This is a genomic window from uncultured Faecalibaculum sp., from assembly GCF_910588395.1.
Lineage (GTDB): Bacteria > Bacillota_I > Bacilli_A > Erysipelotrichales > Erysipelotrichaceae > Faecalibaculum.
Genome location: NZ_CAJUPA010000010.1, coordinates 1 through 14,672 on the forward strand (window position 1 = coordinate 1; position 14,672 = coordinate 14,672).

The 14,672-nt window shown below is 57.6% G+C and carries 15 protein-coding genes; 8 read left to right on the top strand and 7 right to left on the bottom strand.

Annotation, left to right across the window (positions count from 1 at the left end; all coding sequences use genetic code 11):
- Positions 1–472 precede the first annotated feature (472 nt).
- From QZ305_RS03920 to QZ305_RS03930, 3 genes are all read right to left on the bottom strand, one after another.
- Positions 473–1,270 carry a MerR family transcriptional regulator gene (locus QZ305_RS03920; RefSeq protein ID WP_294730240.1) on the bottom strand — a complete coding sequence of 266 codons (798 nt, stop codon included), beginning with the start codon at positions 1,268–1,270 and terminating at the stop codon, positions 473–475.
- A gap of 263 nt (positions 1,271–1,533) precedes the next feature.
- A complete protein-coding gene (locus tag QZ305_RS03925) occupies positions 1,534–2,034 on the bottom strand; it encodes a hypothetical protein (protein WP_294730241.1) in 501 nt (166 codons plus the stop codon).
- Complete coding sequence (locus tag QZ305_RS03930) at positions 1,998–2,678, bottom strand: NAD-dependent epimerase/dehydratase family protein (RefSeq protein WP_367268820.1); 681 nt, start codon at positions 2,676–2,678, stop codon at positions 1,998–2,000. The genes QZ305_RS03925 and QZ305_RS03930 overlap by 37 nt, the downstream gene beginning before the upstream one ends.
- A 95-nt stretch (positions 2,679–2,773) precedes the next feature.
- On the opposite strand from QZ305_RS03930, the gene QZ305_RS03935 reads away from it, so the two are divergent.
- On the top strand, positions 2,774–3,262 hold the full coding sequence (locus QZ305_RS03935) for a TetR/AcrR family transcriptional regulator (RefSeq protein WP_294730243.1): 489 nt from the start codon (positions 2,774–2,776) through the stop codon (positions 3,260–3,262).
- A gap of 75 nt (positions 3,263–3,337) precedes the next feature.
- Here the strand turns inward: QZ305_RS03935 and QZ305_RS03940 are convergent, their stop codons facing one another.
- The 3 genes from QZ305_RS03940 to QZ305_RS03950 form a co-directional block, all read right to left on the bottom strand.
- The gene (locus tag QZ305_RS03940) at positions 3,338–6,334 is read right to left on the bottom strand and encodes a DUF3427 domain-containing protein (protein WP_294730244.1); all 2,997 of its coding nucleotides are present in this window, start codon (positions 6,332–6,334) and stop codon (positions 3,338–3,340) included.
- 104 nt (positions 6,335–6,438) lie between these two features.
- Positions 6,439–6,969: a VanZ family protein gene (locus tag QZ305_RS03945; protein WP_294730246.1), complete on the bottom strand. Its 531-nt coding sequence runs from the start codon at positions 6,967–6,969 to the stop codon at positions 6,439–6,441.
- Positions 6,966–7,538, bottom strand: coding sequence for a PolC-type DNA polymerase III (locus QZ305_RS03950; protein ID WP_294730247.1), 573 nt, complete (start codon positions 7,536–7,538; stop codon positions 6,966–6,968). The genes QZ305_RS03945 and QZ305_RS03950 overlap by 4 nt, the downstream gene beginning before the upstream one ends.
- A 6-nt stretch (positions 7,539–7,544) precedes the next feature.
- Here QZ305_RS03950 and QZ305_RS03955 point away from each other — a divergent pair, with 6 nt between their 5' ends.
- Together QZ305_RS03955 and QZ305_RS03960 are read left to right on the top strand one after the other, a co-directional pair.
- Positions 7,545–7,700, top strand: a complete 156-nt coding sequence (locus QZ305_RS03955) for a hypothetical protein (protein WP_294730249.1) — start codon at positions 7,545–7,547, stop codon at positions 7,698–7,700.
- Positions 7,697–9,784 carry a sodium-translocating pyrophosphatase gene (locus QZ305_RS03960; RefSeq protein WP_294730250.1) on the top strand — a complete coding sequence of 696 codons (2,088 nt, stop codon included), beginning with the start codon at positions 7,697–7,699 and terminating at the stop codon, positions 9,782–9,784. Before QZ305_RS03955 ends, QZ305_RS03960 begins: the two co-directional genes overlap by 4 nt.
- Before the next feature lie 66 nt (positions 9,785–9,850).
- Here the strand turns inward: QZ305_RS03960 and QZ305_RS03965 are convergent, their stop codons facing one another.
- Entirely contained in the window at positions 9,851–10,471 is a 621-nt protein-coding gene (locus tag QZ305_RS03965) for an L-threonylcarbamoyladenylate synthase (protein ID WP_294730252.1), read from the bottom strand.
- 22 nt (positions 10,472–10,493) lie between these two features.
- Here QZ305_RS03965 and mnmE point away from each other — a divergent pair, with 22 nt between their 5' ends.
- From mnmE to QZ305_RS03990, 5 genes are all read left to right on the top strand, one after another.
- Entirely contained in the window at positions 10,494–11,813 is a 1,320-nt protein-coding gene (gene mnmE, locus QZ305_RS03970) for a tRNA uridine-5-carboxymethylaminomethyl(34) synthesis GTPase MnmE (protein ID WP_294730255.1), read from the top strand.
- A gap of 50 nt (positions 11,814–11,863) precedes the next feature.
- Positions 11,864–12,358 carry a DUF1622 domain-containing protein gene (locus tag QZ305_RS03975; protein ID WP_294730257.1) on the top strand — a complete coding sequence of 165 codons (495 nt, stop codon included), beginning with the start codon at positions 11,864–11,866 and terminating at the stop codon, positions 12,356–12,358.
- A gap of 120 nt (positions 12,359–12,478) precedes the next feature.
- On the top strand, positions 12,479–13,138 hold the full coding sequence (locus tag QZ305_RS03980; RefSeq protein ID WP_294730259.1) for a helix-turn-helix transcriptional regulator: 660 nt from the start codon (positions 12,479–12,481) through the stop codon (positions 13,136–13,138).
- On the top strand, positions 13,135–14,193 hold the full coding sequence (locus QZ305_RS03985; protein WP_294730261.1) for a metallophosphoesterase: 1,059 nt from the start codon (positions 13,135–13,137) through the stop codon (positions 14,191–14,193). The genes QZ305_RS03980 and QZ305_RS03985 overlap by 4 nt, the downstream gene beginning before the upstream one ends.
- Positions 14,190–14,663 carry a SufBD protein gene (locus QZ305_RS03990; protein WP_294730263.1) on the top strand — a complete coding sequence of 158 codons (474 nt, stop codon included), beginning with the start codon at positions 14,190–14,192 and terminating at the stop codon, positions 14,661–14,663. The genes QZ305_RS03985 and QZ305_RS03990 overlap by 4 nt, the downstream gene beginning before the upstream one ends.
- Positions 14,664–14,672: the final 9 nt, after the last annotated feature.

Here is a 14,672-nt window from a genome sequence, read left to right on the forward strand (position 1 = left end):
CCTTTGATCTGGGAAGATGTGGGATCCAGCGCGATTCTGATGCCTTCATGCATCAAAGAAAGCTGATTTGCAGATTGAATATCGAAACCATCTGTATTCATAGGTGCATAGATTTCCATGACTAAATTATATCAAGGCATTCGTAAACGTTTACATATAATTTTGGCAGCTGCTGGCAGCCCTATGAAAGCATCATCGGGCGGGGAATCTTTGAAGAAGTCACGGAGGAACAGGAGAAGCTGCAGGGTCTGGATTTTCTGATCCGCCATGCCCATCCTGAAGGATGGGAATACCAGCAGCCTGTGGTGAAAGTCACCAGAGTATTCTGCCTGCGGGTCACAGACTTCACTGCCAAACGGCGGGAACCAAAACCCTGATTGCAGAAGCAGGAAGACGAAAAAACAGGAGATGACCGGCGGGTACTGCATCACAGCGCCTTTCTGTCTCTCCTGTTCTGTGCTGACCGGTGCGGTCAGTCTTTTTTTGCGATGGGGAAGAAAATCTCTGTTTCCCACTCGGCCGGGGGGATTCGGTCATACCCGGTGCGGGTATAGATCTCGAAGGGAGCACCGGCGGCTTCATAGCCGTTTTCCTCGATCCACTTCACCAGAGCGGCATAGCCCTCATTCAGTGAAGAGTAGCCGCCTTTGTGAAGGGTTTTTGCCACCAGGCACCCGCCTATAAAGCCGTTGCCGCAGCCGGCGGCAACCGGTACAAACACTTCGATGTCGCTTCGGTCGTGATCGAACTCGGCATCATAATATCTGGCTCCGTTGCATCCGGCAGGGCGGATGTTCTTTCTGCTCATTTCCTCGAACAGATGCCCGAAAGCCTCTCCAAAATCTCCCACACCCATCATGGTGCGGCATCCGAAAATCTCCTGTTTTGCAAGATTGACAGCTGTTACGGTATAGTCCTGCATAAATGCGTTTTCCTCCTTGTGAATCAGCCGTTCCTGCACTGTTTCCATATCCCGCAATGCGGTTTCCATCTCGATGATTCTCTCCTCCAGAATCTGATGCTGCCTGGCAAGCAGTTCATTTCTTTGCTGGCTGTCTGCCTGCAGATACTTGGCAGTTTCCTGCAGGGAGAACCCGAACCGCTTGCAGCGGTTGATGAGATTCATCGTCCCGATCTGGTCGGCAGTGTAGTAGCGGTACTTGCTGTCCCGGTCAACGGCTGCCGGTTTCAGCAGCCCGATCCGGTCATAATAACGAAGCGTCTTCACGCTGGTCTGTGCAGCCACAGACATTTTTCCAATGGATATCATGATGTCCTCTTCTGCTTAAGCAATTTCAGGATACAGTCTCCACCAGCGGGAGAGTCAATGGGGATTCCCGCTTTTTCTGCCTGTTTCGCAGTGGCAGGGGCCGCAGCCACCCGGACAGCTGCTGCCCTGTCCCAGGCCGCAGGCCGCATCGGCAGAGCATCAGCAGCGAAGGAAAAGCAGAAAAGCAGCCGGCGGCAGGTCTTCGGGGACTGCGGCTGGCTGCGGGCTGCGTTCGCGGTGAAAACAGCGGCTTGCGTGCTGCTTCAGGAACGGGCTTTTCCTGCGGGGGATACCTTTCGGGTTCTGAGAGCGGGTCTGGCCAGGATCCGGTTCTGATCGATCCGGAAGATGCTCTGCAGGAAGGAAACGGTATCCGTTACGGTTTCCTGCATGGGCCGTGGATGAAAATCCAGGTCCCGGACGGCTTTTGAATTGTCAAAACCCGAGTTGGATTCAATGGTCTCCAGGGCGAATTTCGTGTACAGCGGTTCTTTGTCCACCAGCCGGTAGTACAAAGCGGTGAAAGGTGTGGCGGCGCTGGCCAGCCACAGGGGGACTGTGAGTCTGGTGGACCGGGAATGATTGGCTGCGGCGATCATGAGACCGAGCTGTTTCATGGTCCAGGTGCGGTTGGAGAGAATGTAGCTCTGGCCGCAGCGGCCCTGTGTGCAGGCGCGGATGGTGGCCGCGGCCACATCCCGCACGTCCACGAAATCGTAGCCGGCGTTCACGGTAGCCGGCAGTTTTTCATTGGCGACTTCCATAAAGAAAAGAACTGAATCAGATTCTCCCGGCCGTAGCACCAGGGGCCGATGAGTCCCGAGGGCTGTATGATGACAGCGTCCAGGCCTTCGTTCCGGACTTTGCCCATGACCAGTTCGCTGGCAGCGGCTTTGGTTTTCGCATAGAGACCCCGGACCAGATTCGGGTCATAGTGACTGACGGGGGAGATGACCTCGCCGGCTGGCAGAGGGGGAATGGCGTGGACGCTGGAGATATACACCAGGCGGCCGCTGGCGGCTCTGGTCAGATCGGCGATGTTTCTGGTTCCCACCACATTGACGTAGTAGACATTGGGATCATAGGCGGATTTGATGTCCACGATTCCCGCGCAGTGAATGACAGAAACCTGGCTGTCCTCCAGTCCGGAGAACAGGGATTTCATGGAGTCTTTGTCGCAGACATTGCCGTAATACAGACTGCACTTCAGGCCGTCCAGGGATTCCAGACTGGTCCCGGGAAGCAGCAGTGCCCGGATTTCTGCCTGGCCATCTTCCTGGAGCTGACGCACGATGTTGCTGCCGAGGAACCCATCCGCGCCGGTGATGATATATACTTTTTTACATATGCTGACCGTCCTTTCAGCTGCGGCGGCCTCAGGCTGACCGGCCGCTTTCAAGGGCATCATCCGTGTCCGGAAACGGCAGTTCCAGCGGGATGATGCGGCGGGCAGAGTTATGCAACACAAGGAATACAGACTGATGCAGAAAGCGGGGGACGGGTATGGACAGGCGGACTGCCAGGACCAAAGAAAGCATTCAGCGGGCGTATCTCGGGCTGCTGGATGAATGCGACACGGGGGAGATCAAGATCGCGGCCCTGTGCCGGGAAGCCAAGATCAACCGGTCGATGTTTTACCGGTACTATCCGGACTGTTACAGCGTGCTGGAGGAGATCGAGGAAAGACTGATGACGGAAGTGGAGGCGCTGGCGCTGGGCTGGGTGAAGGAGCAGGGAATGAGCCTGCTGTCCCGTGTTCTGCATCCTGCCTTGATCCGGCTGTATCCCGACCTGGATGAAACCCGTCGCAAGTGGCGGCTGTCCTATATCCTGAGCGGGTGCATGGGACTGATTTCCCGGTGGATCCGGGAGGGGATGCAGGAATCGCCGGAGGAAGTGGCCAGGGAGCTGACAGCTCTGACGGAGCAGAATGCCGGGCTGGGTCAGCGGGGAGTCTGCTGTCGGGGACAGGTTCCGGGCAGCCGCAAATGACCGGCGGGAAGAAGAGGACAAAAAGCGGTGTCTGCCTGCAAAGGGACACCGCTTTTCAGGAAACTGTCAGTGTGGTCACTCCACGCTGGACTGTGTGAACCAGGCATACAGATCCGGACGCACAGGATGTTCCAGTTCGTAGCCGATCTTCACAGCCCGTGTTCTGCCATCCGGCAGCAGCGTGGGCATAAACTGACCATCGGGTTTCATCAGCCCGAGGCAGATGAATTCCTTCGTGCTGTCGTTTGTGTTTTTGCGGACAAAGAGCGGAATCTGCAGACCGGTTTCCCCGGCTTTCTGCAGGGTACGGATGTCGTTGCTCTGCAGCGTCCGGCGGCTTTTTGACAGGGCGATGAGAGTCTGCGGGGAGGTGAAATGGTCTTCGTACTGAATGGTGTCGGCGATGTCCGGCGCTTTTTCGTAGTTGATGTAGACCGGAAACTGATGGGTGGTGCGCTCATGGCAGTATCCGCCGACGTTCTGTGCCACAGGACAGGCAGGAAAGCTCATGGCCCGGAAAGATTCAGCATAGGTGTAGGGCTGATACCGGATCAGCCAGCCATCCCGGGGCAGAGCGCGGTAGCGGCTGTCCCAGCGGTTCAGGGCGAAAGCCGTCAGTTCCCGGATCTCCTGCACGAAGGCGGGGTTCTCCAGCGCGCGGATCCAGGCCGGTGTGCGTGTCAGGTCCTCCGGCAGCAGCATGGGTTCCGGGGCGTCAGCGGTGTCTGTGCTGTCAGCCGGTTCAGTATTGACCGGATGAGCCGCTATCAGAAAGCAGGCAGCTGGCCAGGACTTGCTGCCGCTTCCTGCCAGCCATTCCCTGCAGAACTGTTTCTTCAGACAGATCCAGTCCTGTTCTGAAAGCCGGATGTTCCTGTCCTTCAGAGATTTCCGGAAGACCTCCTGCCAGTTGTCATGCAGCAGAGCCTGGAGCAGAAGCGGCTCCAGCGGGCGTTTCACCCCGGCCCACTGCTGGCTGATAAAACGCAGAAATTCCAGCTGTTCCGGCGTATAAACCGGGAGTTTGTCCCGCATCACGGGTTCCAGAATTTTCTGCAGGAAATCCGGATAGCTGGGATAGGCGCTGTTGGAGAAAATCAGCAGCGGATCCATGGCCTGCGCCGGATCATAGTCTGTCAGGGCCGGAATGCGCCCCAGCCGGTCCCGGAGCTGCTGAAATCCATCTTTCAGGGCTTTGGAGGAATTCATCCGGGCCTGGTCAATGGAGGCGAATATCCGTCTTCGGGCCACTTCATCAAAGTGCACAGTGCTGACACCGGGCAGTGTGCGGCTGCCTTCGGTCACGAACCGGCGCAGGGCATCCTTGCTGCCGCCGGTACTGCCCGAAAGGGCAGCGGGGATCAGATAGTTGTTTTTGTAAAGTCCGATGAAGTCCAGAACCACCACGAACTCTTTGCCCGCCGACTTGCGCAGACCGCGCCCCAGCTGCTGTGTGAAGACGATGGCCGACTGGGTGGGGCGCAGGAGCAGCACCTGATTGACCTCCGGAATGTCCACCCCTTCGTTGAAGATATCCACGGTGATCAGATAATCCAGGGCATCCGGTCCCTGGGGCCCGGTCAGGCGGCGGATGGCGTCTTCTCTGTCTTCCTGACTATCTGCACCGGACAAAGCCAGCGTCCGCAGTCCCCGGGCATTGAGTTTCTGCGAAAGCTCTGCTGCTTCCCGGATCCCGGAGACAAACATCAGCCCCATGACGCGACTGCCGGACCAGCCGTAATACGCCGCTTCTTCTGCAATATGCCGGACCCGCTCATCGCTGGTCAGGGCAGAGAAAGCCTGCGGATCCTCCAGGGTTTCATCGCTGATCTCCAGACCGCTCAGGGCAAAATAATGAAATGGGCAGAGCAGGTCTTCCTCCAGTGCCTGCTGCAGGCTGATCTGTGCTGCAACGTTGTGGTCGAAGAGGTCAAAGATGCTCTGACCGTCGGTTCTGGCCGGCGTGGTAGACATGCCCAGCCAGAACTGCGGGCGGAAATGATCGAAAATCCGCAGATAGGACCCGGCAGCAGCCCGGTGCACTTCATCGATGATGATCCAGTCAAAGGCCCCGGGATCCAGTCTGTGCAGCGTATCCACCCGGGACAGCGTCTGCACCGTGGAAAAGAGATAGTCTGCCTCCAGTTCTTTCCGTCCGCCGCCAAGCATTCCGAAAGTCCGCCGGTTTCCGATGACTGTCCGGAAAGAAGCCAGGGCTTTGCGGGCAATCTGTTCCCGGTGGACCAGAAAGAGAATGCGCCGGGGCATGAACTGTCTCACGGCAAAAGCCGCGGCATAGGTTTTGCCGGTGCCGGTGGCAGAAATCAGCAGCGCCCGCTGCTGTCCGGCTTCCATCAGACTGGTCAGACTCCGGACGAACCGGCTTTGCATGGCATTGGGCTTCAGCTGGTACTGCGCCGGAGAGAAAGACTTCTGAAGCAGGGCGGTTTCCTGCTGCTTCCGGGCCAGTTCATGGCTGATGATGTAGTCCTGGCGGACTGCGGACCAGGGCAGGGAATCCACCGAGTCATACAGCTTCCGAAACTGTTCCAGGACCTGCAGGACATACTGCCCCTGGTGCATCCCGGTCAGACGGGTGTTCCATTCCCGGTTTGCCAGCAGGGCGGAAGCCGTCAGGTTGGAAGACCCGGTGATCAGCCGGACCTGATCTTGCCGGAAAAACAGATATCCCTTGGTGTGAAATCCCTGTGCGGGCGTGCTCATGTACATCCGCACCTCGATGTTGTCAAAGGAGTCCAGAAAGTCCAGCGCCGCCGGTTCGGAGAATGCCAGATAATCCGTGGTGAGAATGCGGCCCGGGATTCCCTTTTCCTGCAGCGTGCGCAGAATGGGCTTCAGGGCCTCCAGACCGCCGATGGTGATGAAAGCCGTGCTGAAGCAGAAGGCATCGCAGCGGGCCAGTTCCTGTTCCAGGGCACAGAATACCTTTTCCCCGGTTTCGCAGTCGTTGTACAGCAGTTCGGGAATGCAGTCTTTGTCTGCAGGATGGGCGGCATTGACCAGACCGGCTTTTGCGGCGTTCATGATGCGGGTTTCAAGTTCTGTGTTCATGCCACCAGGATAGCAGCGGCAAGGCGGAAGATCAAAGGGAGCCGGAGAGCGCCGGTCCGGAGACGGCAGCAAAAAGGACCTGTTTCCAGGTCCTGCCATCAGATTCAGCTTCCCAGCCATTTCCAGAACTTGCCAAGGATCCCATAGGTCAGCGTGGCAAATACAGCGCCGGCGGTGTCGATGAGAACATCCTTCTTCGACATGACCCGCCCGGCCACATCCCCCTGATGGAGCTCATCCAGACAGGCAAGTCCGCCGCAGGCGCCCACCACCAGGATGGCTTTGAGCCACCAGGGAACCTTCAGGATGGTCAGGATCAGGTAGATCAGGGTGGCCATCAGAAAGTATTCCGAGAAATGCGCCAGCTTCCGGATGTTCTGGTTCCAGTCGCTGCCCCAGGGAGAATGGCGTTCCACAAAGCCTTTGACTTTTTCCGCCAGCTCGCGGCCTTTCGGGGAGGTCTCAATGTGTTCCTGGACATTGTCCCGGATCCATTCCGTGAGCTGTCCGCTGCGCTCTCCCGAAGCTTCTCCTGTTTCAGCGGAAAATGTGAAAATGGCCAGACCTGCGCCCAGTGCCATGATGCATACGGCTCCGGCCAGGAGCAGCCGGATGATCCATTTCAGAATTTTCATGACTTTATTTTAGCGCGTTTCCATTTTCCTGCACGGTAGACCTTCGAAAAGTCCCGGTTTTCCCGCCGGCAGCGGGCTTTGGCACATTCATACACGTCCATGGCTGCCACGCAGTCCGCCAGAGCCCGGTGCGTGCCCCGGCGGGCACCGATGAAGGCTGTCATGGCAGCCAGGGAGTGGCTTTTCTGCTCAGGCCACATGCCCCGGGCCAGTGCCAGCACATCCTGCCAGGCAGGGTGCATCCCTTTCAGAAACGCCAGATCAAACCCGGCGTTGTACGCCAGGACCGGCAGATTCTCCATGAACTGCGCCGCCCAGAACAGCACCTGTTCTGCGGGTTCGGCATCCGCTGTCATATCAGGGGTGATGCCGGTCAGATCCGTGATGAACGGCGGAATGGGGCCTTCCGGTTTTACGAGAGCCTGGAATGTGGCTACGGCTTTGCGGTCAATCACCTTGATCATGCCGATTTCCAGAATCTGTGACTCATCCGGCTTCAGTCCTGTGGTCTCCAGATCCAGCATGATGTAGGAATCCAGAGGGGTGAACTGCTCTTTTCCTGTTCCCATGGCTTCATGGTACCTGAAGTGCCGGCAGAATCGGAAAAATCCGGTGATTTTCCGCAGAATCATGGGATGAAAACCGGCAGGCATGGTCTGAAAGCGTTTACTTTATGGGAAATGACAATTATAATGAAAGACAGTTTTGAGAAAGGAAGGATGTTTTTATGACAACCAGCATTTCCATGGAGGTCATACTCTGCATTGTCATTGCCATTGCGGCGCTGGCCCTGCTGTATGCCTTCAATCTGTACCAGGCTGTCCGCCGGGAGAATGCCGGAACCAAGCGCATGCGGGCGCTGAGTTCCTACATTCACGAAGGCGCCATGGCATTTCTGACCCGAGAATACCGGGTGGTGCTCATTTTTGGCCTGATCGTCATCATGCTTCTGGCAGGCCTTGGCTTCATTCCCAGCCTGCGGGGCATTGACGGTGTCGGACTCAACGGCGCGATCTGCTTCCTGTTCGGCACGCTCTTTTCCGGTCTCGCCGGTTTTGTGGGCATGCAGGCAGCTACGAATGCCAATGCGAAAGTGGCACAGGCAGCCAGAGAAGGCGGCATGCCCAGTGCCCTGCATGTGGCGTTCAACGGCGGATCCGTTCTGGGCATCTCCGTCGTGGGCTTTGGTCTGCTGGGACTGGCCAGTCTGTTTCTGATCTTCACCTTCGTGCTGGGGGACCCCAGACAGGCGGTTCCGGTTGTTGCCGGCTACTCCCTTGGCTGCTCCTTCATTGCGCTGTTTGCCCGTGTGGGCGGCGGCATCTACACCAAAGCCGCGGATGTGGGCGCCGATCTGGTGGGCAAGGTGGAAGCCGGAATCCCGGAAGATGACCCCCGCAACCCGGCCGTCATTGCGGACAACGTGGGCGACAACGTGGGCGACATCGCGGGCATGGGCAGTGACCTCTGCGAATCCTATGTCGGTGCCATCGTGTCCTCCATATCCCTGGGTCTGACCGTGACGATGTCCGGTGTGGACTACTCCATTCAGGCAGCTGTCTTCCCCTTTGCGGTAGCCGGCGTGGGCATCATCGCCGCGATCCTGGCACAGCTCTTTGTCCGGATGAAGCGCTGGGAAAAGCCCCAGAAGGCACTGAATATCGCCACCTATGTGGCCACGGGCATCGTGGTGGTCAGCGGTTTCGTGCTCTCCACGCTGTTCTTCGGCGACTTCAAGCCCTTCCTTTGCATCACAACGGGTCTGATTGTCGGCATCCTGCTGGGTCAGATCGCGGAATACTACACCTCCGACAGCTATCCGAAGGTGAAGGAAATCGCTTCGGAGTCCCAGACCGGCCATGCCACCAACATCATTGCGGGCTTTTCCACAGGCATGGAATCCACCCTGCTGACGGTTCTGGTGCTGGTGATCGGCATCGTGCTGTCCTACATGTTCTTCGGCATGTACGGCATCGGCCTTGGTGCGGTGGGCATGCTGTCCACCTGCGGCATCACCGTATCCGTGGATGCCTACGGTCCCATTGCGGACAACGCCGGCGGTATTGCGGAGATGGCGCATCTGGATCCCCATGTCCGGGAAATCACCGACCATCTGGACTCCGTGGGCAACACCACGGCTGCCATCGGCAAGGGATTCTGCATCGGTTCGGCAGCATTTACGGCCCTGGCCATGATTGTGGCCTTCGCCAACGCAGCCGGACTGGAGAACATCTCTCTGCTGCAGCCCGGTGTACTGGTGGCTGTCCTGTTCGGGGCCATGCTGCCGTACTTCTTCACGGCTCTGACGATCCGTTCCGTGGGCAAGGCGGCCAACCATATGATCAATGAGGTACGCCGGCAGTTCAAGGAAGATCCGGGTATCCTGGAAGGCACCACCAAACCCGACTACGCAGGCTGTGTGGACATTTCCACCCGGGCGGCACTGAAGGAAATGATCGTTCCCGGCTGCATTGCCATTGTTTCGCCCATTGCGGTGGGGATCCTTCTGGGCTGCCAGGGCCTGGGCGGCATGCTGATGGGCGCGCTGGTTTCCGCCATCATGCTGGCTGTGTTCATGGCCAATGCCGGCGGTGCCTGGGACAACGCGAAGAAATTCATCGAATCGGGACAGTTTGGTGGCAAGGGATCCGATGCCCACAAGGCAGCGGTAACCGGCGATACAGTCGGTGACCCCTTCAAGGATACAGCGGGTCCGGCCATGGATATCCTGATCAAGCTGATGTCTGTCATCTCCCTGATGCTGGCCCCTGTGCTGGTGCAGATGACACCCATCCTGAATTTCCTCTTCAACTGAGGACAATAAGAAAAGCGGCTCCCGCCGCTTTTTTCGTGCAGATTCCTTCAGATCCTGCAGGAAGGATCAGTCATTGTCCGGTTCCGGCTGGCTGAGCACTTGGCGGATCTGCTCTTCGCTGACAGGGCCCTGCCGCAGAATTTTCACCGGCTGAATCGTGCAGTCCACAATGGTGCTGGCAATTCCTCCTGCACAGGTGCCTTCCATGACTCCGTCAATGGCCGGCAGTGCCCGGGCGGCTTCCTCAGCGCTCAGGGCTGCGGTTTCACCGGACTGATTGGCACTGGTGACCAGCAGCGGCGCGGGCAGCTGCCGCATGATCTCCAGCAGTGCCGGGGCATCCGGAATGCGCACCGCAATGGTCTCCATGCCGTTGGTGTAGGCTGCATCCACCGCCGGCTGCCGTTTCATTACCAGGGTCAGTGCCCCGGGTAGAAACGCCCGGGCCAGCTTCCTGGCTTCTTCGGTGACAACAGCCAGGCTGGACAGCTTGTCCAGGGAGTCCGTCATGAAAGGAACCGGTTTGGTTTCCGGACGGTGCTTGGCATGCTTCAGGCGCTGCAGGCGGTCCAGGGAACCGTACATGGTGCCCAGGCCGAACACTGTATCGGTGGGGAAAGCCATAAGCGATCCCTGCGCCAGGGACACAGCCACTGCATCTGTCTCGTTCTCTTTGTATCTTTTCATGGTCTCATTGTATCATTGGACTATGTTTACCAATACGATTGCAGCCATCTCCACTGCGGTGCAGGACGGCGCCATTTCCATTATCCGGCTGTCCGGGCCGGATGCGCTGGCCATTGCGGACTCCGTCTTTTCCCGGGATGTGCTGACGCAGCCTGCCAACACCATCCGCTACGGGACGATTCTCAAAGACGGAGAACCCCTGGATGAAGTGCTTTTGTCCGTGTTCCGGGCCCCTAATTCCTATACCGGACTGGATATGGTGGAAATCAATGCCCATGGCGGAACGCTGATCACCCGGCGCATCCTGCAGCTGCTGCTGGAAAAAGGCGCGGTGCTGGCCAGGCCCGGGGAGTTTACCGAGCAGGCGTTTCTCTCCGGCCGGATCGATCTGGCCCAGGCGGAAGCGGTCAATGACATGATCACAGCCGGAAACGATGCCGCAGCCCGCATTGCGGTGCAGGGCATCCGGGGCAGCGTGCGCAGGCTGCTGGAACCGCTGATCGAAGATGTGCTGAACATCATTGCCCAGATTGAGGTGAACATCGATTATCCGGAGTATGAGGATGTGGAACAGCTGACCACCGGCACGCTGCTGCCGGAAATCCGCAGCTGGATTGCCCGGATCGAACAGATCCTGGACCGGGCCGCCTGCGGTCAGCAGGTCAAAAAAGGGCTGGATACCGCTATTCTGGGACGCCCCAACGCGGGGAAAAGCAGTCTGCTCAATGCTCTGCTGGAAGAAGACAAAGCCATTGTCACGGACATTCCCGGCACGACCCGGGATGTGGTGGAAGGCAGGCTGGTGCTGGATGGCATTCAGCTCAATCTGCTGGATACCGCCGGGATCCGGGAAACCGGGGATGAAGTCGAAAAGATCGGTGTCCGCCGCTCCCTGGAGGCAGCCCGCCAGGCAGATCTGGTGATTCTGGTCCGGGACCCGCTGATGCCGGAAACAGAAGAGGACCGCCAGCTCCTGGAACTGACAGATGACAGCCGCCGGATCATCGTCTGGAACAAGAAAGATCTGCAGGCCCATGAGGGACTGAGCATTTCTGCCAGAAACGGAGACATCGAGGATCTGCTCACGGAGATCCGGAACCGCTTTGCCCAGGGGATTTCCGCAAAAGACCCCCTTCTGTCCAGTGAAAGGCAGATAGGTTTACTGCAGCGCGCCCGGACTTCCATGATGAATGCGCAAACGGCGCTGGAACAGGGCGGCCTGCCGGATATGGCGGAAATCGACATTCAGGAAGCGCATGACTGTCTGAAGGAGATTCTGGGAGAAGTGCACCGGGAAGATCTGCTGGATGCGCTGTTTTCCAGATTCTGTCTGGGAAAATAACCGGTTGACAGGGAACAGCCGGCAAAAACAATCATGTAAGGAGAGATATTATGCATATTGAAGAGCTGACGGAGGTCATCAAGGAATTTGTTTCGCATATAGCGGAAATATCCGTCAATTTCATGGAACTGCTGTCCATTGGCATCATCGTCTTTACGACCTTTGTGGCTTTTTTCAAGCTGCTGCGGCATGAAAAGAGTGCCCGGGTCTATCTGCTGCATGGACAGTCCATTGGCCTGACATTCAAGCTGGGCAGCGAGATCCTGAGGACGATCACCGTCCGGAACATGGATGAAATCATGCAGATTGCCATGCTGATCCTGATCAAGGCCGCCATGACCTGGCTGATTCACTGGGAACTCACGGATACGGAAGAGGAACCCGGAGAAGGGCAGCAGCCGGCTGCATCCCGCTTTCAGGGCATGTTCAGCCGCCGTCCCAGGCCCAGTACCACGATCATCATTGAAGCCGGACAGAATGCGCATGTGCAGGCTGATCATCCGGAATATGTGGATCTCAGGGACAGAAACGACAACCCCGACTGATTGGTGCCGGACTCCGTTCTAATCGCGAGTCCGGTTTTTTTTGACCCGCTGCAGCCTGTATCCGCCGGGCGTCGTGCGGAATGATTTGTATCCTGAAGAAAAATACAGGATGATACCACTATGACAAATATTGAAATACTGCGTATGGCAGATCATCTGTCGATTCCTGCTCTGGCCAGACAGACAGGGATCGACCCCAACCGGCTGCTGCTTCTGGAAGAAGGGCGGGCGCAGCCGGATGAAACGGAAACCGCGGCCCTGTGCCGGGTATTCTGCCTGGAACCGGAAGAACTCACAGGCAGACTCAGATGCCTGGAGAACTGGGATTCACCCTGGCGGATCGGCAGCTGGCCGCTGCTTTCTGCCGGGCCGGACGCCCGGGGAATTGTCGCTGTGGGGATCAAATCCTGTGGTGTGATTTCCGCCGGCATCGTTTCCCGGGGTGTCATTTCCCTGGGGTGCTTTACCATGGGCGGTTTTTCCCTGGGCATGTTTTCCATGGGACTGCTCAGCATCGGCTGTTTCAGTCTGGGACTGGCCTCCCTGGGGCTGATCTGTGCCGGGCTGATCGCCGTGGGCAATCTGGCTGTGGGCATCTGGAGCTTCGGCCTGCTGGCTTTTGGTCTGGGCTGTTCCGTGGCTGCAGAGCCCCTGGGCCTGAATCCTGTCAGCCTGGAACTGCCGGCGGCCATCAAAGCGGCTTCCTTTCAGCAGATTTATGAACAGACACCGGGACTGTTCCGGCCTCTGATTGCCTGCCTGCTGCGACTGTTCTCATGATGATCCTCTATGTGATCTTCAATCTGGCTCTGGCACTGTTTCTGGCCTGGGACACCTGGCGGCTGATCCCGGTGTCTGCTCCCGGGAAGAAATACCTGCTTCTGACAATACTTGCGGCGGTCTTCCTGTTCTGTTCCATGACCACCACAGCCGGATACAGTCTGCTGGTGTATTACGCCGTGTTCCTGCTGACTGCCCAGGTGGCGATGCGGCTGACGAAAAAGACCTGGAAGCTTTCAGCGGCGGTTCCGGCTGTCTGTGTGATTCTGGCCGGGGCTGTGACTGTCTGGGGCCTGTACCGCTATGACGACCGGACGGCTGTGCATTACACGATTGAAACGGACAAGAAGGCTGCCGGCCGCATCGTCTTTCTGTCGGATCTGCATTATCCCACGGGCATGTCCCGGGAAGAACTGAACACCCTGACAGAAGCGCTGGCCGCAGAGAAGGCGGATGTGTACATTCTGGGCGGTGACATTGTGGATGAATACACCACGGCCGATCAGGCCAGGGACGTGTTTGCCAAACTTGGCACTCTGTCCCGGACAGCGCCCGTTGTGTATGTCCCCGGAAATCATGACGATCAGGAGGAGGGAATCCTGCCTCCAGCCTATTCCGGTCAGGAACTGACGGACATGATCGAAGAATCCGGCATCCGGATCCTGAAGGATGACACTGTCACCATCGGGGACTTCCTGCTGGCAGGACGGGATGATTACCGGCAGCACAAAAAAGACCGGGCTCAGGCAGCGGAGCTGGTGCAGGATACAAACCGGTTTGTGGTGATGATCGATCACCAGCCGGTCCAGTCAGAACAGGTCCGGGAAGCCGGTGCGGATTTGATGATGTCCGGACACACCCATGACGGCCAGCTGTGGCCCTTTGGCTATCTGATCCACCTGCATCCATCCATGGATCTGGTATCCGGCATCCGGCAGGCGGATGGCTTTACGCAGATCACCTCCGACGGCATCGGCGGCTGGGGCTTTCCGGTGCGGACTGCAGGGCAGAGCGAATATGTGGTGGTGGATGTAAAGCCGGAGGAAAAATCATGAAGCACAACAGGGAAGATGAAATGTCAGTTCAGATAGAAGAACGATTTGAACTGCTGTCTGACAGAAACAGCAGGGTTGCTTACAAAGCGCTGCAGGACTTGCAAAGGGTAAGTGAAGAAACCGGCAGCGTATATCCGTATATGGACCGGCTGATGGAGATGCTGGACAGCATGAATTCCTATGTTCGCACAAGAGGGCTGACGCTGATTGCCTGCAATGCCAAATGGGATCAGGATGGCAAAATCAATGAAAGCCTGGACAAAATTCTGGGCCATGTCACAGATGTGAAGCCCATTGCCGCAAGGCAGTGTATCCGGCTTTTGCCTGTGATTGCAGAGTACAAACCGGAACTCAGGAACCGCATTCTTTCCGCTCTTGAACAGGCGGATCTGTCTGTCTATGGAGAAAGTATGCAGTCCCTGGTATCCCGGGATATCCAGAAAGTGCTGAACGATATACGAAAGTTCTGACTGTGGATG

What these genes read in the sequence shown, in the direction of transcription:
- QZ305_RS03920 (WP_294730240.1), bottom strand. Translation starts at nt 1,270, where the DNA reads ATGATATCCATTGGAAAAATGTCTGTGGCTGCACAGACCAGCGTGAAG.
- QZ305_RS03925 (WP_294730241.1), bottom strand. Translation starts at nt 2,034, where the DNA reads ATGGAAGTCGCCAATGAAAAACTGCCGGCTACCGTGAACGCCGGCTAC.
- QZ305_RS03930 (WP_367268820.1), bottom strand. Translation starts at nt 2,678, where the DNA reads ATGATGCCCTTGAAAGCGGCCGGTCAGCCTGAGGCCGCCGCAGCTGAA.
- QZ305_RS03935 (WP_294730243.1), top strand. Translation starts at nt 2,774, where the DNA reads ATGGACAGGCGGACTGCCAGGACCAAAGAAAGCATTCAGCGGGCGTAT.
- QZ305_RS03940 (WP_294730244.1), bottom strand. Translation starts at nt 6,334, where the DNA reads ATGAACACAGAACTTGAAACCCGCATCATGAACGCCGCAAAAGCCGGT.
- QZ305_RS03945 (WP_294730246.1), bottom strand. Translation starts at nt 6,969, where the DNA reads ATGAAAATTCTGAAATGGATCATCCGGCTGCTCCTGGCCGGAGCCGTA.
- QZ305_RS03950 (WP_294730247.1), bottom strand. Translation starts at nt 7,538, where the DNA reads ATGGGAACAGGAAAAGAGCAGTTCACCCCTCTGGATTCCTACATCATG.
- QZ305_RS03955 (WP_294730249.1), top strand. Translation starts at nt 7,545, where the DNA reads ATGGTACCTGAAGTGCCGGCAGAATCGGAAAAATCCGGTGATTTTCCG.
- QZ305_RS03960 (WP_294730250.1), top strand. Translation starts at nt 7,697, where the DNA reads ATGACAACCAGCATTTCCATGGAGGTCATACTCTGCATTGTCATTGCC.
- QZ305_RS03965 (WP_294730252.1), bottom strand. Translation starts at nt 10,471, where the DNA reads ATGAAAAGATACAAAGAGAACGAGACAGATGCAGTGGCTGTGTCCCTG.
- mnmE (WP_294730255.1), top strand. Translation starts at nt 10,494, where the DNA reads ATGTTTACCAATACGATTGCAGCCATCTCCACTGCGGTGCAGGACGGC.
- QZ305_RS03975 (WP_294730257.1), top strand. Translation starts at nt 11,864, where the DNA reads ATGCATATTGAAGAGCTGACGGAGGTCATCAAGGAATTTGTTTCGCAT.
- QZ305_RS03980 (WP_294730259.1), top strand. Translation starts at nt 12,479, where the DNA reads ATGACAAATATTGAAATACTGCGTATGGCAGATCATCTGTCGATTCCT.
- QZ305_RS03985 (WP_294730261.1), top strand. Translation starts at nt 13,135, where the DNA reads ATGATGATCCTCTATGTGATCTTCAATCTGGCTCTGGCACTGTTTCTG.
- QZ305_RS03990 (WP_294730263.1), top strand. Translation starts at nt 14,190, where the DNA reads ATGAAGCACAACAGGGAAGATGAAATGTCAGTTCAGATAGAAGAACGA.